At 56.2% G+C, this 24,435-nt stretch carries 21 protein-coding genes; 5 read left to right on the top strand and 16 right to left on the bottom strand.

From position 1 onward, the window contains the following. Positions 1–33: 33 nt before the first annotated feature. The 9 genes from recC to rppH all read right to left on the bottom strand — a co-directional run bounded on the left by recC (position 34) and on the right by rppH (position 10,018). The gene (gene recC / locus IM290_RS04725) at positions 34–3,408 is read right to left on the bottom strand and encodes an exodeoxyribonuclease V subunit gamma (RefSeq protein WP_193041461.1); all 3,375 of its coding nucleotides are present in this window, start codon (positions 3,406–3,408) and stop codon (positions 34–36) included. Positions 3,409–3,420: 12 nt separating this feature from the next. Continuing rightward, the gene (locus tag IM290_RS04720) at positions 3,421–3,744 is read right to left on the bottom strand and encodes a prepilin-type N-terminal cleavage/methylation domain-containing protein (protein ID WP_023295356.1); all 324 of its coding nucleotides are present in this window, start codon (positions 3,742–3,744) and stop codon (positions 3,421–3,423) included. After that, complete coding sequence (locus tag IM290_RS04715; RefSeq protein WP_017382846.1) at positions 3,729–4,127, bottom strand: DUF2509 family protein; 399 nt, start codon at positions 4,125–4,127, stop codon at positions 3,729–3,731. Before IM290_RS04715 ends, IM290_RS04720 begins: the two co-directional genes overlap by 16 nt. Next, positions 4,124–4,684 carry a prepilin peptidase-dependent protein gene (locus IM290_RS04710; protein WP_015571748.1) on the bottom strand — a complete coding sequence of 187 codons (561 nt, stop codon included), beginning with the start codon at positions 4,682–4,684 and terminating at the stop codon, positions 4,124–4,126. Before IM290_RS04710 ends, IM290_RS04715 begins: the two co-directional genes overlap by 4 nt. After that, a complete protein-coding gene (locus IM290_RS04705) occupies positions 4,675–5,139 on the bottom strand; it encodes a prepilin peptidase-dependent protein (protein ID WP_193041462.1) in 465 nt (154 codons plus the stop codon). The genes IM290_RS04710 and IM290_RS04705 overlap by 10 nt, the downstream gene beginning before the upstream one ends. Before the next feature lie 184 nt (positions 5,140–5,323). Continuing rightward, positions 5,324–6,118: a thymidylate synthase gene (thyA, locus tag IM290_RS04700; protein ID WP_015571751.1), complete on the bottom strand. Its 795-nt coding sequence runs from the start codon at positions 6,116–6,118 to the stop codon at positions 5,324–5,326. Positions 6,119–6,124: 6 nt separating this feature from the next. Next, positions 6,125–7,000: a prolipoprotein diacylglyceryl transferase gene (gene lgt / locus IM290_RS04695; RefSeq protein WP_003862787.1), complete on the bottom strand. Its 876-nt coding sequence runs from the start codon at positions 6,998–7,000 to the stop codon at positions 6,125–6,127. A 228-nt stretch (positions 7,001–7,228) separates the two neighbouring features. Further along, the gene (ptsP, locus tag IM290_RS04690) at positions 7,229–9,475 is read right to left on the bottom strand and encodes a phosphoenolpyruvate--protein phosphotransferase (protein WP_015571752.1); all 2,247 of its coding nucleotides are present in this window, start codon (positions 9,473–9,475) and stop codon (positions 7,229–7,231) included. 12 nt (positions 9,476–9,487) lie between these two features. Beyond that, a complete protein-coding gene (gene rppH, locus IM290_RS04685) occupies positions 9,488–10,018 on the bottom strand; it encodes an RNA pyrophosphohydrolase (protein ID WP_003862791.1) in 531 nt (176 codons plus the stop codon). A 683-nt stretch (positions 10,019–10,701) separates the two neighbouring features. Between rppH and mutH the strand changes: the two genes are divergently transcribed. The 3 genes from mutH (at position 10,702) to IM290_RS04670 (ending at position 12,914) form a co-directional block, all read left to right on the top strand. Beyond that, entirely contained in the window at positions 10,702–11,394 is a 693-nt protein-coding gene (gene mutH, locus IM290_RS04680; RefSeq protein WP_193041463.1) for a DNA mismatch repair endonuclease MutH, read from the top strand. 128 nt (positions 11,395–11,522) lie between these two features. Next, entirely contained in the window at positions 11,523–11,741 is a 219-nt protein-coding gene (locus IM290_RS04675; RefSeq protein WP_003862794.1) for a YgdI/YgdR family lipoprotein, read from the top strand. A gap of 132 nt (positions 11,742–11,873) precedes the next feature. Continuing rightward, positions 11,874–12,914 (top strand): NADP(H)-dependent aldo-keto reductase, encoded by a 1,041-nt coding sequence (locus IM290_RS04670; protein WP_015571754.1) that lies wholly within the window; start codon positions 11,874–11,876, stop codon positions 12,912–12,914. Between the two features lie 93 nt (positions 12,915–13,007). On the opposite strand, the gene lplT is transcribed toward IM290_RS04670, so the two are convergent. Beyond that, positions 13,008–14,201: a lysophospholipid transporter LplT gene (lplT, locus tag IM290_RS04665; protein WP_045894999.1), complete on the bottom strand. Its 1,194-nt coding sequence runs from the start codon at positions 14,199–14,201 to the stop codon at positions 13,008–13,010. After that, positions 14,194–16,353 carry a bifunctional acyl-ACP--phospholipid O-acyltransferase/long-chain-fatty-acid--ACP ligase gene (aas, locus tag IM290_RS04660; RefSeq protein ID WP_193041464.1) on the bottom strand — a complete coding sequence of 720 codons (2,160 nt, stop codon included), beginning with the start codon at positions 16,351–16,353 and terminating at the stop codon, positions 14,194–14,196. The genes lplT and aas overlap by 8 nt, the downstream gene beginning before the upstream one ends. A gap of 419 nt (positions 16,354–16,772) precedes the next feature. Between aas and galR the strand changes: the two genes are divergently transcribed. Next, positions 16,773–17,795 (top strand): HTH-type transcriptional regulator GalR, encoded by a 1,023-nt coding sequence (gene galR / locus IM290_RS04655; protein ID WP_003862806.1) that lies wholly within the window; start codon positions 16,773–16,775, stop codon positions 17,793–17,795. Here the strand turns inward: galR and IM290_RS04650 are convergent. The 4 genes from IM290_RS04650 to IM290_RS04635 all read right to left on the bottom strand — a co-directional run bounded on the left by IM290_RS04650 (position 17,750) and on the right by IM290_RS04635 (position 21,835). Beyond that, the gene (locus tag IM290_RS04650) at positions 17,750–18,226 is read right to left on the bottom strand and encodes a GNAT family N-acetyltransferase (protein WP_032649373.1); all 477 of its coding nucleotides are present in this window, start codon (positions 18,224–18,226) and stop codon (positions 17,750–17,752) included. The genes galR and IM290_RS04650 overlap by 46 nt on opposite strands. Further along, entirely contained in the window at positions 18,223–18,996 is a 774-nt protein-coding gene (locus tag IM290_RS04645; protein WP_003862809.1) for an FCD domain-containing protein, read from the bottom strand. Before IM290_RS04645 ends, IM290_RS04650 begins: the two co-directional genes overlap by 4 nt. A 78-nt stretch (positions 18,997–19,074) precedes the next feature. Continuing rightward, positions 19,075–20,502 (bottom strand): glycoside hydrolase family 1 protein, encoded by a 1,428-nt coding sequence (locus tag IM290_RS04640; RefSeq protein ID WP_193041465.1) that lies wholly within the window; start codon positions 20,500–20,502, stop codon positions 19,075–19,077. A 7-nt stretch (positions 20,503–20,509) separates the two neighbouring features. Beyond that, complete coding sequence (locus IM290_RS04635; protein WP_032649375.1) at positions 20,510–21,835, bottom strand: PTS sugar transporter subunit IIC; 1,326 nt, start codon at positions 21,833–21,835, stop codon at positions 20,510–20,512. 299 nt (positions 21,836–22,134) lie between these two features. Between IM290_RS04635 and IM290_RS04630 the strand changes: the two genes are divergently transcribed. Then, a complete protein-coding gene (locus IM290_RS04630; RefSeq protein ID WP_003862814.1) occupies positions 22,135–23,172 on the top strand; it encodes a LacI family DNA-binding transcriptional regulator in 1,038 nt (345 codons plus the stop codon). Here the strand turns inward: IM290_RS04630 and lysA are convergent. Then, the gene (lysA, locus tag IM290_RS04625) at positions 23,142–24,404 is read right to left on the bottom strand and encodes a diaminopimelate decarboxylase (RefSeq protein WP_086524029.1); all 1,263 of its coding nucleotides are present in this window, start codon (positions 24,402–24,404) and stop codon (positions 23,142–23,144) included. The two genes, IM290_RS04630 and lysA, sit on opposite strands and share 31 nt — an antisense overlap. Between the last annotated feature and the right edge of the window lie 31 nt (positions 24,405–24,435).

Genomic DNA, 24,435 nt, shown 5'->3' with positions numbered 1-24,435 from the left:
AACACCTCATACTGCGCAATTTTTATACAGCACTCAGGACTGATTAAATTTGAACAACGGTAACAGGTAGCGTTGCGCCTCCAGGGTGATAATGTCGAAATATTCTGGCTCCAGCGTGCGCCATAAACGTTGATACCAGACATCGTCACCTTCGCCACGTACCATCATGTTCCCTTCGTAGGCCTGCAAAAACTTGCTGCGCGCTTTCTGGAGCGAAGCCTCATCCGTTAACATGGCATCATTCTGCGCGTCGTAACAGGCTTTTATCCACGCCCCCCCACTTTCAGGCAGCAAAAGCAGAGGTTTGTTCATGCCCTGACGGTAACCTTCAATATAAAGCGACAGATACGTCAACGCCTGCTCAGGCTCCATCGGCGGGAAACGCCATTCGCCGTCCTTACGGACAAACAACCGGCTTTCACCTTCGTGACCACTCACACTGTAGACAAGATGTTCGAGCCAGAGTTGCAGGCCATGTGAAACGCTGAGCATGGATGGCCGCCAGCGCAGCAGCCCGTCAGACTGCACGTGCGTGAGCCAGCCGCTGAGGTGCATACCGTTACAATCGAGATCGATTTCAATGCTGCTCGCCGGCTGCCGACACGCGATAACGCGGTCAGCAAGCGCTCGCATCTCCTCGCACTGGGCATCCCAGACGATTTCGCCGAATGCACCATACGGAAGTAATCCCGACGCCCTGTAACGTCGGAACAGTTTACTGGCGTCTTCTTCGTCAACCAGCGCATTCAGAAGCTGGGAATTAAGCTTAAAACGCTCCAGCCCATCAAGAATAAACGGTTCCGCATCGGGGATTTCGCTCTCTTCAGAGCGGAAATTCACCTGCAAGCGTTGCTGGAAAAAAGCCCGGACCGGGTGCGCCCAAAAACGCTGTAGCTGCTCAAACGAGAGGGTATCTATGACGCGCGGTTCGAGCGTCTGAATAAAATCGGTTTGCGGCGTCCCCGCTTTCTTCGCGGCGGGAAGCCACTCGCGGGCGTAGCTTTGCAGTTCATCAGGAACGTAATTGACAGGATCAAACGGCATACGGCTATGGTGACAGGTGATATGCGCTATCACCCGACGTTCGCTTTCGTCGCAGTTGCAGGCTTCATCCCCCGGCAGATAGTGGCTCTGTCCGATGTAATCCACCAGCTCCTGCACCAGCACAGACGGGAAACGCTCGCTGTTGTCCTGAATTGAACGACCGATATAGCTGATATACAGCCTGCTTTGCGCAGACATCAGCGCCTCAAGAAAGAGATAACGGTCATCATCGCGGCGGCTGCGGTCGCCCCGCTTCGGTTGTGCGCTCATGAGATCAAAACCCAGAGGTGGAAGCGCACGCGGATAAATACCGTCGTTCATGCCAAGCAGACAGACCACTTTGAACGGGATTGAACGCATTGGCATCAGGGTACAAATATTCACCGGCCCCGCAAGGAAGCGCTGGCTGATGCGCTCCTGATCGAGACGTTGCGTCAGCTCATCACGCAGAAGCGAAAGAGGAACCGCCTCGTGATAGTGCGAATTAACCCCCTCATCAACGATGGCCTGCCACTGCTTCTCGATAAGCGCCATGGCCGCTTCAGTTTCGCTGTCCGGCAGGAAGAAATCACTCAGCATTTCGCGGCAAATCGGCAGCCACTCTTCGAGCGGGCGGGGCTGCATCAACGCACGGCGCCAGCGGTTGAGCTGCATAAGCAGCGAGGCTAAGTGACCAACCAGTTCCGCGATCAACCCACTGGACTCATCGTACGGCAGCACGTCATTCCATTCGCCGTGGATGCTCTCCATCGCATACCCCAGCAGCATGCGCGTCAGGCCAAACTGCCAGGTATGCTGGCCGGTCGCAGGCAGTTCGAACTCCTGGACGTTATCATCGTCGATACCCCAGCGGACACCAGATTCGTTGACCCACTGGCGCAGATAGCGCAACCCCTCTTCGTTAATGTTGAAACGTGCGGCCAGAACAGGCACATCCAGCAGTGCCAGCACATCCTCAGAGATAAACCGGCTATCAGGCAGCGAAAGCAGGCTGATAAAGGCCTGTAGCGCCGGGTGTGACTGACGAGCGCGACGGTCAGAGATTGCGTAGGGCAGATAGCGGTCGCCCGTTGCGCTGCCAAATACCGCCTGAATAAACGGGCTGTAGCTGTCGATATCCGCCACCATCACCACGATATCGCGCGGTGTCAGGGTTGGATCGTCCTGTAACATGGCCAGCAGGCGGTCATGAAGAATTTCAACTTCACGCTGTGGGCTGTGGCAAACGTGGATCGCGATACTGCGATCGTCAGGATCCAGTTTTCGCTTCTTGTCGCTTCGTGCAAACTCTTCGGCAGTGATCCCGGCAACGGCACGGTTTTCCAAATCCAGAATATCAAGCTGAATATTGTGCAGCAGGCTGTCCGGCGTAATATCCGCAAACGCATCCACATCCCCTTCTCCCGAAGAGGTGATTTCAGAAAGCAGATAAATATAGTCGCGTCCGAGCTTGCCCCACGAGGCAAGCAGCGGGTTCGGCAGGTTCTGAATCCCCTCTTCATCAAAAAGCTGCGCCGCATTTTCACTGTCTTTAAACAGCGGCACGGCGCGTTCCTCAAAGAGGCGTTTTCTCTGACGGGTGACCAGCCGTGATAGCCAGCGCGGATCCTGAATATCCCCCCAATAGTGCCGACACGGGTTGGTAAAGAGGATATGGATATCAGTGTGCTTACCGAGCGCTTTTAGCGCGTTCAGGTAGACAGGCGGCAGCGCGGAGATACCGCAAATGAACACGCGTGACGGCAAACGGGCTGGCCGTTCTGCGCTGTTCTCAAGTATTGAGATAAAGCGATCGTACAGGTTAGCACGGTGCCACTTAGGCTGACCGAGTTTCCCGGTATGCTCGACCAGCGCTTTCCAGAGCGGCGCCTGCCAGATTTGCGCTTCCGGTAACCCATCGACTAATTCTCCCGCTTCCCAGCGAATCAGCCATTCTGCACGGTAAACCAGATACTGGTCATAAAGGTCGGCAGTACGTGAGGCAAGCTGGAAAAGTTTACGCTTGTCAGTGTCGTCATTCAGGTAGTGCCGCAGCATGGCAAACTCATCATGCGCCAGCATGTCCGGCAGCAGCGTCATCAGTTTCCAGGCCATGCTTTGTTTGTTGAAGGCGCTCTGCTCAGGAATATCCGGCAGGACGCGAACAAACATCTCCCAGATAAAGCTCGCGGGCAGCGGAAAATCGATGTTCGCCGCAATGCCAAATTTCTGCGAAAGGGACATTTGCAGCCACTGCGCCATACCGGTGCTCTGCACCAGCACCATTTCTGGCTCAAACGGATCGTCAAGACGCTCTTGCTCAACGATATACTCCATCAGTGCTTCCAGCACATCCAGACGATTTGAGTGGTAAACCCTTAGCATAAACGCTCCCGACTAGCGGCTAACCGGGCAATGCAGACGCGTCAACGCGCCCTGCCGCCCCATAGGAGAAATAAGTGTGACCGTGATGCTGACACATCCGGACTGTGTTGTCTGCCCCCGACTGACCTGCCAGCCCGGCGGGAGCGTTAATGTTGAGATCTGCGACTGATTCCACGCATGATGCCATAGCTGACGATACTGGCTAAGCGCCGCATACCGGGCTGCCAGCGCGCGATGATAGCCGGATAACGCCATCACAACCACAACCAGCAACATCATTGCCAGCAAAACCTCAACCATGCTAAATCCTTTTTGTCTGCTCAGGGTAACTGACATAGCGTACTTTCCTTAAGGGGGCAGAAATCACTCCAGCCGTGGGCGGAAAAGCGTATCTGCCCCTCCGAGATGTCCCCGCCTCGCCATAGCAATAGATTGTCATTGCCGGCAATAAGCAACACACGCGCCCCAAACAGCCTTATACAGACCCGCAAACGTTGTGTCTGTTTGCACTGAACCTCTGGCTGTAAAGCCCATTCCTGAACGCGCCCCCACTCCAGTGCAGATTGCACGGCAGCCTGCTGGCGAACAGACAAACTCTCGCCACTTACCAGCGTGCTAAAGGTTTGCAGCTGCTGATTTAATCCGGTGAGGATCAGCGTGCCGAGCACCAGTAATAGCAGGACCAGCGCCAGCGATGACATGCCCCGCTGACGATTCACAGATTAAACCCCGTTACGGTATGGCGAGCCGAAAAGGGTGCGGCCAGTTCACCTTTGCGGCGGGCACGCAGCTCGATACTGATGACCGGCGCAAAGCCATCATGATCGGTTTTAGTGACCATAAATTGCTCTATCAGGACCCGATCCGGGTCGGTGAGCTTATCCCATCCCTTACCGTCACAGGATGTGGCGCCCCGCAGCGTTTCAAGCGATCCGGACTCAAGCCGGAATCCCGTACTGTCGTTTTCTGACGCGGTGCTATCCCACTGGCCGTTGCTGTTCGCATCCCATAGCACAATCGCACATCGTCCTTGCCTGCCGATGATCATCCCCTGCCCCTGGCAATGCCCTGCACAATATCCTGCCCTCTGAAACTGTTTACCGATCGCGAACAGACGTTGCCAGACCTCATCCTCCAGCTCCTGCTGTCCGGATTGCAGTAAAACACCCCGCTGTAGCCCCGGTAAAAAACGTGACGTGCTGAGTAACAGAATGCTGCTTATCGTCATCGCAATAAGCACTTCCAGCAGGGAAAACCCTTTTCGATTTACTGGCATGCACCTTCTCCTGCGGCATTACACAGCCTGATACGTCCGCCATTTGAGACAATAACCCACCACCCACCAGCGCGGCTCTGCACGCGGATATGTCCGGCCCATGCGGTATCCCTTAAACCGTAAAATCCCAGCGCAGGGGTTATGTCGCTTATCGTGACCTCGGGCCACGTCGGCTTCATCACGAACGGTCCGCCGCTGTCACAACCGGTCACCGCTGAACTGGCCAGACAGTTCTTTTCACCGTCGTTATACAGCGCGATCCTGTGCTCGCTGTTGTGACGGTTGGCGTCATTGCGCAAAAACACCAGGTAATCCCGCACCTGGCAGGCGGTTTGCCAAAGCCGCTGCCGCTGCTGCCAACTGTCCCAGCCATAGAGCCCTGTGGCGCTGAGGATTACTGTCAGCGAAACGGCGATAAGGGTTTCGATAAGCGTAAAGCCTTGTTCGTTTTTCATGGCGGGAGTGTGGCGGAATAGCAAAAACGGTGCGAGCGTCAAACCAGAACTTTACGAGCCGCTTTCAGGAGATTTTCACCCGTTGCAACGCGTTGCATCGTCTCTGGAAACAGGCTCGAAAAACAAAACGGGCGTGAAAAAAAACCGGCGCTAAAGAGCACCGGTTGTGTCAGGATTTGCCGTATCAGATGGCGACAGGAGCTTTAATGCCGGGATGCGGGTCGTAACCCTCAATCTCGAAATCATCAAAACGGTAATCGAAGATCGATTCCGGTTTACGTTTGATCACCAGCTTCGGCAATGCACGCGGTTCGCGCGTCAGCTGGAGATGCGTCTGTTCCATATGATTGCTGTAGAGGTGGGTATCACCGCCCGTCCAGACAAAATCGCCCACTTCAAGATCGCACTGCTGCGCCATCATGTGCACCAACAGCGCGTAGCTGGCGATGTTAAACGGCAAGCCGAGGAACACGTCGCAGGAGCGTTGATAGAGCTGGCAGGAGAGCTTGCCGTCCGCCACATAGAACTGGAAAAACGCGTGGCAAGGCGCCAGCGCCATTTTATCCAGTTCCCCCACGTTCCAGGCAGAGACAATGATACGGCGCGAGTCCGGGTCATTTTTCAGCTGGTTCATGACGGTCGTGATCTGGTCAATATGGCGGCCGTCCGGGGTAGGCCAGGCGCGCCATTGCTTGCCGTAGACCGGCCCCAGGTCGCCGTTCTCATCTGCCCACTCGTCCCAGATGGAGACATTGTTTTCATGCAGATAAGCAACGTTGGTATCGCCTTGCAGGAACCAGAGCAGTTCATGAATGATCGAGCGCAGATGGCAGCGCTTCGTTGTCACCAGAGGAAAGCCTTCTTGCAGATTGAAGCGCATCTGGTGGCCAAAAATGGAGAGCGTACCGGTGCCGGTACGGTCGTTTTTCGGCGTGCCCTCGTCGAGCACTTTTTTCATCAATTCAAGATACTGTTTCATGATTCCTCAGGAAAGTTGTTGCTGTGGACGACGACGATACGCCCAAATCATCATAATGGCACCCGCGACAATCATCGGGATGGAGAGGATCTGCCCCATGCTGATGTACTGTACCCATTCACCGGTAAACTGCGCATCCGGCTGGCGGAAGAACTCGACGATGATACGAAACGCGCCGTAGCCAATCAGGAACAGACCGGAGACAGCCCCCATTGGGCGCGGTTTGCGGATATACAGATTCAGGATGATGAACAGCACCACGCCTTCCAGCGCCAGCTCATAGAGCTGTGACATATGGCGCGGCAGAACGCCGTAGGTATCGAAAATGGACTGCCACTCAGGATGCGAAGGCAGCAGCGCGATGTCCTCCGCGCGGGAACCCGGGAACAGCATGGTAAACGGCACGCTCGGATCGACACGCCCCCACAGTTCACCGTTGATGAAGTTGCCAAGACGCCCTGCGCCCAGCCCAAACGGGATTAACGGCGCAATAAAATCAGCCACCTGGAAGAAGTTCCGTTTGGTGCGTCTGGCGAAGATCACCATGACCAGGATCACACCAATCAGCCCGCCGTGGAAGGACATGCCGCCGTCCCAGACGCGGAACAGATAAAGCGGGTCGTTCAGGAATACCGGGAAATTATAGAACAGGACATAACCGATGCGACCGCCCAGGAACACGCCGAGGAAGCCGGCATAAAGCAGATTTTCCACTTCGTTCTTCGTCCAGCCGCTGCCTGGACGACTGGCGCGACGGCCAGCAAGCCACATGGCAAAGACGAAGCCCACCAGGTACATCAGACCGTACCAGTGCAGCGCTACAGGTCCTATTGAGAAAATAACCGGATCGAATTCCGGAAAATGCAGATAACCACTGTTCATCTGTCACCACAAGATGTTGTTATTCCGCTGAAAGTGGACAGCGGGTGAATTGCATTCCCGCCGTTGGCAGGTGCTCCAAAGTTGCGAATCATAGCATAAGGCAGGCGCGGAGGATGCGCCTGAGATGTAAAAGATGTGTATAGGGTTTCATGCGCGCTGTTCCCCCTCGCCCCATCCCTGTCCCTCAAGGGAGAGGGGGTCGTCCGAGCCGTCATTATTTTGTGGGGATCAGCGGCCGCCGCGGATCAAACCGCCCATGCCGCGTCGCTCCATAAACGCAGCCACCTGATGGCGCACTTCGGCTGCCAGCTGTGCTTCCAGGCTACGCGCGGCCAGTTCGCGCGCCTCATCTTGTTCGATGTGACGTAACAGGTATTTCACACGCGCAACGGAACGTCCGTTCATTGACAGGTGACGGAAACCGAGACCAATCAGGATCGCCACGCACATCGGATCGCCGGCCATTTCACCGCACAGGCGCAGGTCGATATTATGCTGCTCGGCTTCGCGGGCGATCATCGCCAAGGCACGAAGCATCGCCGGATGCAGGCTATCGTAGATGCTGGCAACGCGCGTATTGTTGCGATCGACCGCCAGAATGTATTGCGTTAAGTCGTTGGTGCCAACGGAGATAAAATCAACGCGGGTCGCCAGCTGCGGCAACATAAAGACCATCGAAGGCACTTCAAGCATCACGCCAATACGGGGTTTAGGGATCGCATAGCCGATCATCTCTTCCACTTCGCGCCCTGCACGTTCTATCAACCGCCGCGCTTCGTCGATCTCGTCAATACTGGTGACCATCGGCAGCAAAATGCTGAGATTCCCCGTGGCCGCGTTGGCACGCAGCATCGCACGAACCTGGATAAGGAAGATTTCCGGCTGATCGAGGGTTATGCGGATCCCACGCCAGCCGAGGCAGGGATTCTCTTCACTGATGGGCATATAGGGCAGTTGCTTATCCGCGCCGACGTCCAGGGTGCGCAACGTGACGGGTTTATCGTTAAACATCTGCAACATGCCCTGATACTGCGCCACCTGCTCCTCTTCTGACGGGAAGCCGCTTTGCAGCATAAACGGTATTTCGGTGCGGTAGAGGCCGATGCCATCGATGCGGCTGCCGAGCTTCTCTTCATGCTCGGGGCTTAAGCCAGCATTGAGCATCACCTTCACACGCTCACCGCTCTTGAGCTGCGCGGGCAGGTTGACGTCATCTTCCGCCAGCTTGCTTAATTCATTCTCTTCGCTGATAAGACGCTGGTACTCCTGAAGGAGAACCGGCTCAGGATCCACCAGCAACTCACCGCGGTATCCGTCCACCACCAGCGTACGGCGGTGCAGTACGGAGGGCTGAATATCCGCCCCCATCACGGTCGGAATACCGAGCGCGCGCACCATAATGGCGGCATGGGAGTTAGCTGCGCCATCGCGCACCACTACGCCCGCCAGCCTGTCCTGCGGTAATTCCGCCAGCGTCGTCGCCGAGAGTTCATCGGCCACCAGTACAAACCGGCTCGGCCAGGCATTCGCCCCCTGAATAGTATCATCAAGGTGGAACAGCAGACGTTGCCCAAGCGCACGTAAATCGCCGGCGCGCTCTTTCAGATAACCGTCAGTCAGCACCGCAAACTGCTCGGCAAATTTTTCAATGACCTTTTTAACCGCCCACTCTGCCACCGAACCTTTATCGACCTCGGCAAATAACTCACGACGCAAACGCGCATCGGAAAGCAGGTGTGAGTAGAGATCGAAAATAGCCGCCGTCTCTTTTTGCGCGCCAGCGGCAAAGCGTTTGCTGTAGCGACGAAACTCATTCGCCGCCTCTTCCAGCGCAGCGGTAAGCCGTTCGCGCTCAAGCGCTTCATCCAGCGTCGAGGCTTCATAGACCTGCTCCATCAGGGGGAGCGTGGCATCCATCCAGCCTTCGGCAATCGCGACGCCCGGCGAGGCCGGAAGCGCGCGGATGCGGGTATGACGATACTGCCCAAAAAGGGCTGCCAGCTGAGACTGGGAGAGGATCGCAGCCATCTGCGTTGCCAGCGTGACGAGGAAAGACTCCTCGCTTTCGTCGTACTGCCGCAACTCTCGTTGCTGGACAACAAGCACGCCAAGCAGTTGACGGCGCTGAATAATCGGCACGCCAAGGAAAGCGCGGAACCGCTCCTCTTTGACGGAAGGGATATATTTGAAGCTGGGATGTTTTTGCGCATCGGCAAGGTTGATTGGCTCCGCCAGTCGCCCGACCAGGCCAACAATACCTTCATCAAACGCGAGCGTGACGGTGCGTCCCCGTGGTTTTTTTAAACCGCGGGTTGCCATCAGGTAGTAGCAACGTCGGTCATGGTCGGCCAGGTAGACCGAACAGACCTCGGTTTCCATCGCAAGACAGATGTCCGTCACCAGAATATTCAGCGCCTCGTTGAGGCGAGGCGCACTGGCAACCTTTTCAACTATTTCTCGCAAGCGGGTGAGCATGATTTGCGTAGCTTAACCTCTTTTACGTCGCCAGGCAGGTGCGCTCTGTGGCTTCGGAGGCGTCTCCTGAAGCTGCATCACGACACTTGCGAACTCTTTCATCACCCTACGATATACATCGCGCTTAAATGACACGACCTGACGAACCGGATACCAGTAGCTTACCCAGCGCCAGCCATCAAACTCTGGCGTGCTGCTGGTTTGCATATTGATATCTGAATCGTTGCCCACCAACTGCAAAAGAAACCACTTCTGTTTCTGGCCGATACAAACCGGCTTTGTGTCCCAACGCACCAAACGTTTCGGTAACTTGTAACGCAACCAGTTGCGGGTCGAAGCCAGGATGCGAACATCTTTTCGGCTTAAACCAACCTCTTCAAACAGCTCCCGGTACATCGCTTGTTCTGGGGACTCTCCGGGATTGATCCCGCCTTGCGGGAACTGCCAGGAGTGCTGACCATATCGCCGGGCCCACATCACCTGGCCCTGACGATTACAAATTACTATTCCTACGTTTGGGCGGTAGCCATCGTCATCAATCACCGGACTACCCCAAACTAAATCTGATATATGAATGATTGTTTCACACTACAGGGAGGCGGTAAACCACTCTCTTACAGGCCTGCAACCTAATAACATTTGAATAACTCACAATTTAGGGAGGAGTTATAAACAGATACGGGCAACAGAGACCGTTTTTATTCACCTTTTCTGTGGATATAGTTGTGAAGAAGTACGGAATTACCGATGAACAACCTTGTAACCCGACGAGTCGCCAAGTTACCCCGCTTAGAATAAATCATTTAAATTCATATTATTATATTGAAATTAAGGGTATCCAGGGCGATAAACGTGACGATCGTCACATCAAAGATCCTCCTGCTGATGAAAGATCGAACAGCGTCGGTTTTATCCACAGTTTGTGCCAATAAGTTAGGCACAATTTGTGTGAAAATTCGATTTTCATCGCACGTCAAGGCTGTAAATTGAAACAGTAGTGGCAGTTATTCCCAGTTATCCCATTTTTCTGTGGATAACATGGTGTAAGATCCTGTTTATTGTCAGTGACCAGAATTGCACAACCTGTTTTTCAGCCGCCGCGGGACGGATTATATTCTAAAAAAGATGATATAAATCATCAACATGGAATAGGTACGCAGAAAAAGGTAAACTCTGTCCACAAGGGATAAAATATCAGCTCATTTTTTAATCAAAAGGTCGTTAGCATGCATTCTCTCGCCCCACTGCTCTCTCCTCCCGTCAGTGAAGCCCAGTTGCTCCAGCAGGCACAACGTCTGGCAGGCTATTCACTGGGCGAGCTGGCCGTGATGGCGGGGTTGACGATACCCAACGATCTGAAGCGTGATAAAGGCTGGATCGGCGTGTTGCTGGAGCGCTGGCTGGGCGCAAGCGCGGGCAGTAAACCCGAGCAAGATTTTGCGGCGCTGGGGGTGGAACTGAAGACGATCCCCATCGATAGCCAGGGGCGGCCGCTGGAAACCACCTTTGTCTGCGTTGCGCCGCTCACGGGTAACAGCGGAGTGACCTGGGAAACCAGCCATGTCAGGCATAAGCTGAAGCGGGTTTTGTGGGTACCCGTTGAGGGCGACAGGCAGATCCCGCTGGCAGAGCGTCGCGTTGGCGCCCCGCTGCTCTGGAGCCCGAATGAAGAAGAGGAGAGACAGCTTTCCCAGGACTGGGAAGAGCTGATGGACATGATTGTGCTGGGACAGGTTGAGCGGATCACCGCCCGGCATGGCGAAGTGCTGCAACTTCGTCCCAAAGCCGCCAACAGCAAAGCGCTCACTGAAGCGGTAGGTGCGCAGGGCGAACCGATCCTGATGCTGCCGCGCGGTTTCTATCTTAAAAAGAATTTCACCGGGGCGCTGCTGGCACGCCACTTCCTGTTGAAAACATAGTTTTTTACCAATTTTGCGCTCCGGCTAACATATTCTCCTCCTTTTTAAGATTTCCCCCCTTTCACCTGTCGTAATATCAGGTTATTACTACACTATGATTTGATACGAGCCAGGTGAGGATGAGAACGATGAAAAAATGGGCAGTAATTATCTCAGCAGTCGGTTTAGCGTTTGCGGTATCGGGTTGCAGCAGCGACTATGTCATGTCAACGAAAGATGGTCGTATGATCCTGACCGATGGCAAACCCGAAGTCGACGACGATACCGGTCTGGTGAGTTACCGCGATCGCGAAGGCAATCAAATGCAGATTAATCGCGACGAAGTCTCCCAGATCATCGAGCGTTAAACAGATAAAGGTCAGTAGCTTGCTGGCCTTTTTGATTTTTTCCTTCCCCTTTTGCCTTCCCTCTGCCATGTTTATATTCCTTTGTCGGGAGGTTCCTGACGCAGTCTGTATGTCTAAAAAAGGAAACCGGCTATGCATTATCATCGTATCCCCCACAGCGCTCTGGAGATCAGCCAACTGGGGTTGGGCACCATGACATTTGGTGAACAAAACAGCGAAGCCGATGCCCATGCACAACTCGATTACGCCGTCAGCCAGGGCATTAACCTGATTGACGTTGCGGAGATGTACCCCGTTCCTCCCCGCCCGGAAACACAAGGTCTTACTGAAACGTATGTCGGCAACTGGCTGGCGAAACGCGGCAATCGCGAAAAGCTGGTCATCGCCTCCAAAGTCAGCGGCCCTTCCCGTAATAACGATGCCGGGATCCGCCCTAACCAGATCCTCGATCGGAAGAATATCCGTGCCGCGCTGGATGCCAGCCTCAAGCGCCTGCAAACCGACTATCTCGATCTTTATCAGGTGCACTGGCCGCAGCGTCCGACAAACTGCTTCGGTAAGCTTGGCTACACCTGGAACGAAAGTGCTCCGGCCGTTACCCTGCTGGAAACGCTGGAAGCGCTCACGGAGTGCCAGCGGGCGGGTAAGATCCGCTACATTGGCGTTTCCAACGAGACGGCGTTTGGCGTGATGCGCTATCTGCATCTGGCCGATAAACACGATCTGCCGCGCATCGTGACCATTCAGAACCCGTACAGCCTGCTGAACCGCAGTTATGAAGTGGGTCTGGCGGAGGTGACGCAGTACGAAGAGGTGGAGCTGCTCGCCTACTCTTGCCTGGGCTTCGGTACCCTGACGGGCAAATACCTGAACGGCGCGAAACCGGCTGGCGCGCGTAACACGCTTTTCAGCCGCTTCACCCGCTATAGCGGCGAGCAGACGCAAAAAGCCGTTGCGGCCTACGTGGATATCGCGAAACGCCACGGACTCGATCCGGCGCAGATGGCGCTGGCCTTCGTGCGTCGTCAGCCGTTTGTGGCGAGTACCCTGCTCGGCGCAACGACGATGGATCAGTTGAAAACCAATATTGAGAGTTTCCATCTGAACCTGAGTGAAGAGGTATTAGCGGAGATTGAAGCGGTGCATCAGGTTTATACCTACCCGGCACCGTAATAAAAGCAAAACGGCAACGTGCGTTGCCGTTTTTAGGGTTTTCACCCTCTCCCCGTGGGAGAGGGCCGGGGTGAGGGCATCAGGCCGCACAATTCAACGACGACGCTGCCAGACCCACAGCCCGCTAATCGCCAGCGCGAACAGCGCGCCGAATCCCACCCCGATTGCCACGACCGGCGCACCTGCTTTTACCGCCAGCGAGTAAATCCCCAGCATCAGTAACATCGCCATGTTTTCACCAAGATTTTGCACCGCAATGGCGTTACCCGCCCCAACGGTCTGCTTGCCGCGCTCCTGCAACAGCGCGTTTAGCGGCACCACAAAGAAACCGCCTAACATGCCGATCAGCAACAGCAGGGCATAGGCAGGCAATATGGCATGTTGCAGGGAGAAGAACAGAACGCCGACGCCAATCAGGATCCCCGCAGGCATGCAGCGCGCGACGGTTTCCAGCGTCACCAGTTTTGCCGCAGCCCCGGCCCCGACAACAATCCCGACGGCGACCATGGCATTCAGATAAGTCGGCGTGGCGTTGTCAGTAATGCCCAGCGCCACCGGCACCCACAGCACCAGCAGGAAACGCAGCGTAACGCCGGCCCCCCAGAACATGCTGGTGCCCATCAGCGAGAAGCGTGTTTCACCGTTACGCCACAGTACGCGGCAGGCGTTGAAGAAGCTGCCGGTCATGGGCCCGAAGCGCCAGGATTGCCCCGGACGCGCCACGGCCAGTTTGGGGATAAACAGGTTGGCGATCACCGCGCCACCGTACATCAGGGCGCAGATGCCAAGCGCGGCGAGCACATGCCAGTCTGCCAGTACGCCACCCGCCACCGAACCCAGCAGAATAGCCGCAATGGTGGAGGACTCCATCAGGCCGTTGGCCTTCACCAGCTTATCACCGGTGGTGAGCTCACCCAGAATACCGTACTTCGCCGGGGAGTAGGCTGCCGCACCAATGCCCACCAGCGTGTAGCCGACAAACGGGTTGATACCAAAGCAGATACTTGCCGCGCCCAGAAGCTTAAGGCTGTTGGCAAACATCATGACCCGACCTTTCGGGAAGCTGTCCGCCACCTGGCCGACAAACGGCGCAAATACGATGTAAGCACCCACAAACACCATCTGTAGGATCGGCTGGCTCCAGTCGGGATAAAACTCAGCTTTCAGCAATGCCAGCGTGGCAAACAGCAACGCGTTATCGCCGAACGCGGAAAGAAACTGGGCGGCGATAACCGCCATCATGCCTTTCGACCAGATTGAAGTGTTAGTGTGCACTGACTCACGCATTTTGCTGTTCTGCCTCTTCAACCATGCCCTTCAGGGTCACGAAATCGGGTTTACCGCTGCCCAGCACCGGTAACTGTTTGAGGTAACGAATATCGCGGGGGACCGCCAGCTCGGGGATACCGTGTTCGCGTGCATACCTGAGCAGCGCGTCACGCTTCAGTTCACCGTCTGTCGTGAAGAGCACCAGCGCCTCGCCTTTACTGGCATCACTTTTCACCACGGTCGCATGCATTTTCTCCGCCGAGACGGCGGTCGCCAGCGTTTCGACCATTTCAAGAGAGACCATCTCCCCGGCGATTTTGGCGAAGCGTTTTGCACGTCCCTGGATCTGCACGAAGCCCTGATCGTCGAAGCGCACGATATCGCCCGTGTCGTACCAGCCCGTTTCAACCTCGCCATTGACGTTCTCGGCCGTCGGCGCCTCAAGCACGCCCGGGTTTTCCACACGCAGATAGCCGTTCATGACGTTCGGCCCTTTCAGCTGAAGACGTCCGCCGTCTTCAATACCCGGCACCGCCAGCAGACGTGCGTCCAGCCCCGGCAGAATGCGGCCAACCGTTCCCGGTTTAGCCGCCATCGGAACGTTGATGGAGACCACCGGCGCGCACTCCGTCACGCCATAGCCTTCCAGAATGCGCAGGCCAAACTTGTCCTGCCAGATCTGGCGCGTGCTGTCCTGGAGTTTTTCCGCGCCCGCCACCACGTAGCGTACGCGGAAGAAATCATACGGGTTGGCGAAGCGCGCGTAGTTACCGAGGAAGGTGGACGTCCCGAACAGCACCGTGCAGTTACGGTCATAAACCAGTTCCGGCACAATGCGGTAGTGCAGCGGGCTTGGGTAGAGGAACACCTCGGCACCGGTCAGCAGCGGCGTAAAGAGACCCACGGTCAGACCAAATGAGTGGAACAGCGGCAGCGCTGACATAAAGCGATCGTTGGCGGTAAAGTCAGCAATAGTTTTAATCTGTTCGACGTTCGCCAGAATGCTTTTGTGGCTGTGAACCACACCTTTCGGGTTACCTTCAGAGCCAGAGGTAAAGAGGATAATGGCATCATCTTCCGGCTGCTGCTTAACCTGCGCCAGACGCGGCATCAGCAGGTGTGCGAAAATCCACAGCTTGTCGGCGGTCGTGACGTCTGCTTTCAGATCTTCCAGGAACACCCAGCGCACCTGCGTCAGCTGTTCCGGCAGGTGCCACAGCTTGCCTTTATCCAGGAACTGGCGGGAGGTAAAGATGGTGTTGATTTGTGCTGCGGTAATCGCGCTGGAGAGCCCTTTCACGCCCGCCGTGTAGTTCATCATCGCCGGAATGCGGCCCCGGGAGACGGCACCAAAGATTACCGCCGCGCTGATACCCGCGTTTGGCAGCATCAGGCCGATCTTTTCGCCCTGTTTGCTGTACTTTTCCAGAATACGCCCGACAAACAGCGTTTTGGCCAACAGCTTACGGTAGGTATCCGGCGTAAAATTGATGTCTTCGATGCAGTTTTTCTTCGCACCGTAGCGATACTGCGCCGACAGCAACGATTCATACAGCGTTTCGCGCGGGCGAACGGCCATGCGCGCTTCCATCATAATCTGGTGCAGCATTTCCCCGGCGATTTTACGGCGGTCGCGCGCGCGCGGCGCCTCGGGCATCGGCAGTGACGTCGGCGGTAATATATGCAGGGTAATTTTCGGGAACAGACGCTGCTTCACCAGCCCTTTCAGACGGCTGAAAAAGGTCAGCTCAGCCCCGTCGATGCGTAGCGGCACGACGGTGGCCTGAGACTTCGCCGCGACAAAACCGGCCCCGTCGTAAATTTTCATCAGGGAGCCCGTCACTGAAATCCGCCCTTCCGGGAAGATAACCACCGGGCGCCCCTGCCCAATCAGACGCACCAGATGCTTAATCATCATCGGTTTGGTTGGGTCGAGCGGGACAAAATCAATCAGCGGTTTGAGCCAGCGCATGTACCATTTTTCACTGATGGAGCTGTACACCGCGAAGACGGGGCGCACGGGCAAAAACAGCGCCAGCAATACGCCATCAAGAAAAGAGACGTGATTCGGTGTGATAAGCACACGCTCGCCATAGAGTGCCTGCGTATCGCCAGTCACGCGGATGCGAAACAGGACACGAAACAGTGTGCGGAAGAACCCAAAAAGCATTTCAACTCCCTTTGCCAGCCAGTGTGAAAGGTATAAATGGTGGCAGATTACACGAGAAGTAGTGAGGGAGCGATAGCAAAAACAGAGGCGAAAAAAAACCTGCGCATCCGCGCAGGTTGGTGCAAGAGAAGAGTACGAAAACGTACCAGGAATTCTCACCAATCAATACCTCTGGGATCTCGACTCTAGCAATTCACAACGCATCGTTGCTAACGGACAATCGCAACAGCCTGAGGCAAAGTGTAACTAAAGGTTCAGATTGACATTATTCAGACATGACTGGCCGTGTAACGATTACACCGCGAGGGATGTTCTGCTTCACGTTTGCAGAGGACACTCACCCGCTCCCCTTGAATGCGCGCAGCTTTTCCGCAACACTAGTTAGTGTGTAAACGCTTACCCCAATAAGAAGGTATTGAATGGCGACAATTAAGGATGTGGCTCGTCTGGCCGGTGTTTCCGTCGCGACCGTCTCCCGCGTGATCAACAACTCCCCTAAAGCGAGTGATGCATCGCGCCAGGCCGTGCAGGACGCCATGGAAAACCTGAATTATCACCCTAACGCCAACGCGCGCGCCCTTGCCCAGCAGTCGACAGAAACCATCGGGCTGGTGGTCGGAGATGTATCCGATCCGTTTTTCGGTGCGATGGTCAAAGCCGTAGAACAAGTCTCTTATCACACCGGAAATTTCCTGCTGATTGGTAATGGCTACCACAATGAACAGAAAGAGCGCCAGGCCATTGAGCAGCTGATCCGTCATCGCTGTGCGGCGCTGGTGGTCCATGCAAAAATGATCCCCGACGCCGAGCTGATCCATCTGATGAAACAGATGCCGGGGATGGTGATTATCAACCGTATTATTCCCGGTTTTGAAACCCGCTGCGTGGCGCTCGACGACCGTTACGGCGCATGGCTCGCAACCCGTCATCTGATCCAGCAGGGCCATACCCGAATTGGTTATCTGTGCTCCAACCACCCAATTTCCGATGCGGAAGATCGCCTTCAGGGCTATTACGACGCGCTGCGCGAAGCCGGTCTGCCGTGCAACGATCGTCTTGTGGCGTACGGAGAACCGGATGAGAGTGGCGGCGAGCAGGCGATGACGGAGCTGCTGGGCCGCGGGCGGAATTTCACCGCCGTGGCCAGCTATAACGACTCCATGGCCGCCGGCGCAATGGGCGTGCTGAATGATAACGGGATTGACGTCCCGGCAGAAATTTCGCTGATTGGCTTTGATGATGTGCTGGTGTCACGCTACGTGCGCCCTCGCCTGACCACCGTGCGCTACCCGATTGTGACCATGGCAACGCAGGCGGCAGAACTGGCGTTAGCGCTGGCCGAGCATCGCCCGCCACCGGAAATTACCCACCTGTTCAGCCCAACCTTAGTGCGCCGTCACTCGGTGGTATCGCCCGCGGAAGCCGTGAGCGAACAGCGATAGAGATGGACGGTTTTATCCGGGTATTCCAGCGCATCGCCAATGTAGTGCCAGCCGTAACGTTCGTAGAAGTCGCGGCAGGCAGACCAGAGATGAAGCTCGTGATACCCGGCGCGTCGCGCGTAGCCGATAACATGCTGCTGAAGTTTTCCCGCCAGCCCGTTTCCCCGGGCGGCTTCATCGACATACAGCGCAGCCAGCCAGGGGTGGAGATCCTGCCGGGAAATTAAATCGCAACGCCACAACCCAACGGTGCCCAGCAGGTGGTCATCCTCAACGGCAATAAAGGTGAGCGGTAACTCGCCCGGCGTCAGGCTGTGCTCAACAATGCTCTGGAAAAAGGCACGCGGCATACCTTCACCAAACGCGTTCCAGATCCAGTCGATCACCCGCTGTGTAAACTGCGGCGCAGCGTGAAGCGGCAGTATATTCACACCAGTTTCCCCTGGAAAAGGGGGACCGATTCAAAGAGATAGCCGTCAAAATCTGGCGCGTCTTCGTCTGACAGCTCAAGCAGGCTCTTTTTGACGTTTTCAAGATGCTGGAACATCGCCTGCCACGCCCCCATCACGTCGCGGCGGCGGAGCGCAGCGAGAATGGTTTGCCTGTCGCCGAGCCATTTCAGCCGCCATGCGCGGCTGGCGATGTGGCCGTTAAACTGCTGCCACAGCGGGCTGCTGTCCATGTGATGCCAGACGCTTTCAACGGTCGCCAGCAGCATCTGGTTTTGTGTGGCTCCCGCCAGCACCAGGTGGAACATTTTGTTGTTGTCCTGGCTGCGATCGTCGGCGGCAATAGCCCGTTGCTCCTGCTCGATGATGCGGCGCAGGTTGTCGATATCCGCCCGCGTCGCCATTTTTGCGGCAAAGGCGGCAATGTTGCTTTCAAGCAGCTGGCGCGCCTGGAGAATTTCAAACGGACCCACGTCACTGTTCAGAAAACGTTCTTCCTCGTTTTCATGCTCCTCCGGAATGCGCATCACGTACACGCCAGACCCCTGGCGAATATCCACCGTCCCCTGTAGCTCAAGCATCAGCAGCGCCTCGCGCACGATAGTGCGGCTCACGCCATACGTCTCGGCGATGTTGCGCTCCGGCGGCAGACGCGATCCCACGGGATAATGCCCCTGGATAATCTGCGCCCGTAAATCCTCGCCAATCTCCTGGTACTGTTTTTTTTCCGGCAGGATGACAGCCTTATCCACGTTTTCACCTGTGTTTATCAGTTAATGCGCGGGCCGGACGTCCTCCCGGCCAGTTTGTGCGCTATTTTACCAGAAGGCTTACTTCCATTCATCGTCAACCCTGAGCGTCAGCACACGCTCATCGCGCAGCTGGCGAAACCAGGATGCCGATTTCTTTGCCCGCCGTGCGCGATGGTTTTCAAGGTCGATCTCAATAAGCCCGTAGCGGTTTTTAAACGCGTTCATCGGGGAGACGTTGTCGGTGAAGGCCCACAGCATATAGCCGTGGCAGTTAGCCCCCGCCTCCCGCGCCAGCAGCGTGTAATAAAGATGTTCGCTGAGAAACGCAATGCGGTATGCGTCATCGATAATGCCGTCGCGATTGCGAAACTGCGCTTCGTTCTCCACGCCCATCCCGCTTTCCGCCACAAACCATTCAATGTTGCGATAGTCGTTTTTAATCCGCATCGCCATATCGTAAATAATGCGCGGGAAGATCTCCCAGCCGCGGGAGGTGTTCATCCTCCGCCCCGGCAGCTCGAACGGCTCGTAGTAGTACGCCGGGTGGAACGGCGTCTCCGGGTGCCAGGCGCGGGACGGGGCTTTGACGCGATGCGGGTAATAGAGGTTAATGCCCAGCTCGTCGACGGTGTTGTCGGCAATCAGCGCCAGCTCGTCAGCCGTGTAATCCCACTGCACCTGATGCTGCGCCAGCAGGGTAAAAAGCGCCTGCGGATAGCGCCCGTGCACCAGCGGGTCAAGAAAGACGCGGTTATAGAACAGATCGTACATCTCTGCCGCCCGCACGTCATGCGGCGCGCGCGAGCGCGGATAGGTCACTTCCGGGTTAAGAATACAGCCCACCGAGCCGTCATACCCTTTCTCGCGAAACAGCTTCACCACTTTCGCCGTCGCCAGCACCTTATGGTGGTTCCACTGCATCCAGGTGCTGGTGTTCTGCTCATAGGGCCAGCGCAGTGCGTCAAGGTAGACGCGCGTCTGGACCACAATCGGCTCGTTGAAGGTAAACCAGCGGGTGACTTTGCCGTGAAAGCGCTCAAACACCTTTTCCGCATAGCGAACGAACAGCTCGACGACGTGCTTCGACGCCCAGCCGCCGTAGGTCTCCAGCAGCACGCCCGGCAATTCGTAGTGTTCCAGGCAGATCATCGGCTCAATGCCCTGACGGTGCATTTCATCGAACAGCGCGTCGTAATAGGCGGCGTACTCTTCATCTACGGTGGCGTTTTCATAGTCGGTCAAAAAGCGCGACCAGTTGATCGAGGTGCGATAGTGCGTCAGTCCCGCCTGCTTCATCAGCGCCACGTCTTCGCGAAAGCGATTGATAAAGTCGGTTGCCACCGCCGGGCCGTAGCCGTTGTGCCAGACGTGACGATCGTTCTTGTACCAGAGATCGATCCACGAATCCTGCCCCGGCTTTTTGCCGCTCCAGCCCTCGGTCTGCCAGGCCGATGCCGCCGCGCCCAGCATAAAATCTGGCGGTATGGTTATCTGTTTTATGCTCATCCTGTCCTCATGCGTTATCGGTGGCTTGTTGCAGTGCGGCCTGATCTGCGCGGCGTGAGGCAATTTTCACAAACGGCAGATAGATGATCACCGCAGTCACGATGCAGATAAACTGGGTGATCACCGCCCCCATGGAGCCCGCGGTTGACAGCCAGGCGTTGATCAGCGGCGGCGTGGTCCAGGGCACCATCACCACGGCTTTCCCGGCAAATCCGGTCACGGTGGCAAAGTAGCCAATCGAGCCCGTCACCAGCGGCGTGATGATGAACGGGATAGCCAGGATCGGGTTGAGCATGACTGGCATCCCGAAGATCACCGGCTCGTTGATGTTAAAAATACCCGGGCCGATGGAGAGCTTAGCGATCTCCTTCATCTCTTTACGTTTGGTGGCAATCATGACGGCTATCAGCAGGCCGATGGTCAGGCCGGAGCCGCCGATGCTCATATAGACGTCCCAGAACGGCATGGTGATGATGTTTGGCACCTCTTTGCCCTGCTCGAACGCGCTCATGTTGACAGTGATCGCCCCCAGCAGCAGCGGCTCGCGGATCGGCTTGATCATCTGGTTGCCGTGAATACCAATCACCCAGAACAGCTGGGCGACAAACATCAGCAGCAGGATCCCCGGCAGGCTTTGCACCACGCGCTCCAGCGGCTGTTGCACCACCTGGTAAACCGCGTCGTAGAGATACATTCCGGTAACCCGATGAAACACGAAGCCAAAGGTGGCGATGGCGGTGGTGGTGATAATGGCCGGGATCAGCGCAGAGAACGACGCGGCGACGTTCGGCGGCACCGTGTCTGGCATCCTGATTTTCAGCCCCTTGCGGTTTTCCAGCCAGCAGTAAATCTCCACTGACAGGATGGCGATAAACATGCCGAGGAACAGGCTGCGGGTATCCGAGAACTGGCGCAGCAGCACGTCTTTCACCACGTGCATCTCGCCGTCCACCAGCATTTCCACCGTGGTCGGCGTCACGCAGATAAAGCAGATCACCGCCAGCAGGCCGGGGAACAGGGACTTAATGCCGTTAATACGCCCCAGCTCAATGCCGATTAAAAACACCGCGCCGATGTTGAGAAAGTTGAGCGTGGCATAGTTCAGCGCACTGGTGATCGGCTTTAACGCCGCCAGAAACGACAGCGACTGAAAGCTCGCCAGGCCGTTTTTCGGATCCAGCACCATATTGGAGATCAGTACCGAGAACGCCCCCACAATGATGACCGGCATTAAGGTAATAAACGCAGACTTAATCGCCTGGATATAGCGATAGCTGTTGAAGGTGGTGGCAAAACTGCCCAGAGCGTCGATCAGTTTTTCCTGAAATGCCATAGGGTAATACCTCAGTAAAAGGGCTTTTATTGAATAAGATGGACAGCCGGATACTATTGGTATGCCAAAAATAGCGCCCACAGGCGCTTTGTTCTGTGATTAAGCTCTCAATGAGGTAAGAGGTATTCCAGATTGCGATTTATCACCATTTTGGCATGCCAATGACAGGCATTTATCCCGCGGGCGAGGATCGTTACCGAAAAGCGTGATCGTTATGGGGTTTTGCCCTTCCCACGTCGCTTATGCGCCGGATGGTCTGTGTTAAACTGCAAACCATTACGTGGAAACAGGAATTTCGAATGGCAACAATGCTGGATGTCTCACTGCGTGCGGGCGTGTCGAAGGCCACCGTTTCGCGCGTGCTGAACGGCACAGGTCAGGTTAAAGAGAGCACGCGTCAGCAGGTATTTCGCGCGATGGAGGAGCTGGGCTATCGTCCGAACTTTCTCGCGCGTTCGCTGGCTAACCAGACCAGCAACAGCATTGGTCTGGTCGTCTCGACGTTCGACGGTTTTTACTTTGGTCGTTTGCTACAGCAGGCGTCACGGCAGACCGAAAAGCACGGAAAACAGCTGATTGTTACCGACGGTCACGACGCCCCTGAGCAGGAAGAACAGGCGGTCCAGATGCTCGCCGATCGCAAGTGCGACGCCATCGTGCTGTATACGCGTTACATGAGCGAAAAGACGATCCTGAAGCTGATCAACAGCGTGCAGACGCCGCTGGTGATCATTAACCGTGAAGTGAGCCAGGCGGCGGATCGCTGCGTCTTCTTTGAACAGCAGGACGCAGCCTTCAAAGCGGTGGATTACCTGATAAGCCAGGGCCACCGGGAGATCGCCTGTATCACCGTTCCGATCCACACGCCAACGGGTAAAGCGCGACTGATGGGCTACCGTAAGGCGCTGGAGAAGCACGGTATTCGTCTCGACGAGCGGCGGATTAAATACGGCGATGCAGGCATGACGCGGGGTTACGAGCTGTGCAAGGAGCTGATTGCGGAAAAGACATCGTTCAGCGCCCTGTTTGCCTGTAACGATGATATGGCCCTGGGCGCCTCCAAAGCATTACACCAGGCCGGGCTGAAGATCCCGCAGGATATTTCGCTGTTTGGTTTTGACGATGCCCCCAGCGCAAAGTGGCTGGAGCCTGCCCTGTCGTCGGTGTATCTGCCGATCGACAACATGATCGTCACGGCGATCGACCAGGCGATCCGGCTGGCAAAAAACCAGCCGGTTGAAGCGATCCCGCCGTTCACCGGCACCCTGGTGTTACGCGATTCGGTGACGACGGGGCCCTGGTTTAATCAGACCAGCTCTAACGCCAGCAGCTCCTGAATGGTCTGGCGACGGCGAATCAGCCGCGCCACGCCGTTATCAAACAGCACTTCCGGCAGCAGCGGGCGGCTATTGTAGTTGGAAGACATAGACGCCCCGTACGCACCGGTATCATGCAGCACCAGATAATCTCCCGGTTTTACCTCTGGCAGCGAACGGGTTTCGACTTTCCCGCCTTCCTGCTGAGTAAAGACGTCACCGGATTCACACAGCGGGCCGGCAACAACGGTCTCGATGCGCGGGGCGTTAACCAGATCGCGGCCATCGGCGGCAAGTGCGGTGATGTGATGATAGCTGCCGTACATGGACGGGCGCATCAGATCGTTGAAGCCAGCATCAATCAGCACAAAGTGACGGCTTCCCATCTCCTTCACGCTCCGCACCTGCGCCACCAGCACGCCGGCCTCGGCAACCAGGAAACGACCCGGCTCAATCTCCAGCTTCACCGCATGGCCCAGATGGGCGGAGATGCTGTCACGCGCGGCGCTCCACAGGCCGTAATAGTGATCCGTGTCGATCGCCTCTTCCCCTTCGCGGTAAGGAATCGAAAGCCCTCCCCCGGCGGAGATCGCCTCCAGATCCTGACCAAAATCGATAACCTGACGCACCATGGCGCCACAGACCTGCTCAAGATGGCCATAATCCACGCCGGACCCGATATGCATGTGAATGCCCACCAGCTTGAGGTTGTAACGTTGTAAAACCTCCAGCGCCGCAGGCATATCGGCATACCAGATCCCGTGCTTGCTGTTTTCGCCCCCGGTGTTGGTTTTCTGACTGTGACCGTGACCAAAGCCCGGGTTGATGCGCAGCCAGACGCGATGGCCAGGAGAGACCTGCCCAAGCTGTTCCAGCATATCCACCGAACCGGCATTGACCGGGATTTGCAGCTCGTGCACGCGCGCCAGCGTGGCGTCGTCAATCAGGTCAGCGGTGAAGACGATCGCGTCGCTGTCGGCTTTCGGATCAAACCCGGCCGCCAGCGCACGTTCGATTTCACCCAGCGATACGGAGTCAACCTTCACGCCCTGCTCGCGCATCAGGCGCAGAATATGAATATTGGAGCAGGCCTTCTGCGCAAAACGCACCACGTCAAACTGATGCAGCGCGGCGATCTTCTCGCGGACAATCTGCGCATCGTAGACCCACACCGGGCAGCCGAATTCGGCAGGCAAGCGCAGCAGGTTATCGGCGTTTAAATCGGTCTCAGTCTGGTTGAGTGGGCGTGGCATGGTCGTCTCCGGAAATCTGTTTTTTATCATT

The organism is Enterobacter cloacae complex sp. S1 (assembly GCF_014930525.1).
In the GTDB taxonomy this organism is placed as follows: domain Bacteria; phylum Pseudomonadota; class Gammaproteobacteria; order Enterobacterales; family Enterobacteriaceae; genus Enterobacter; species Enterobacter hormaechei_C.
Note: the sequence above shows the minus strand (reverse complement) of the source record. Positions and strands in the feature narration are given on the sequence as shown.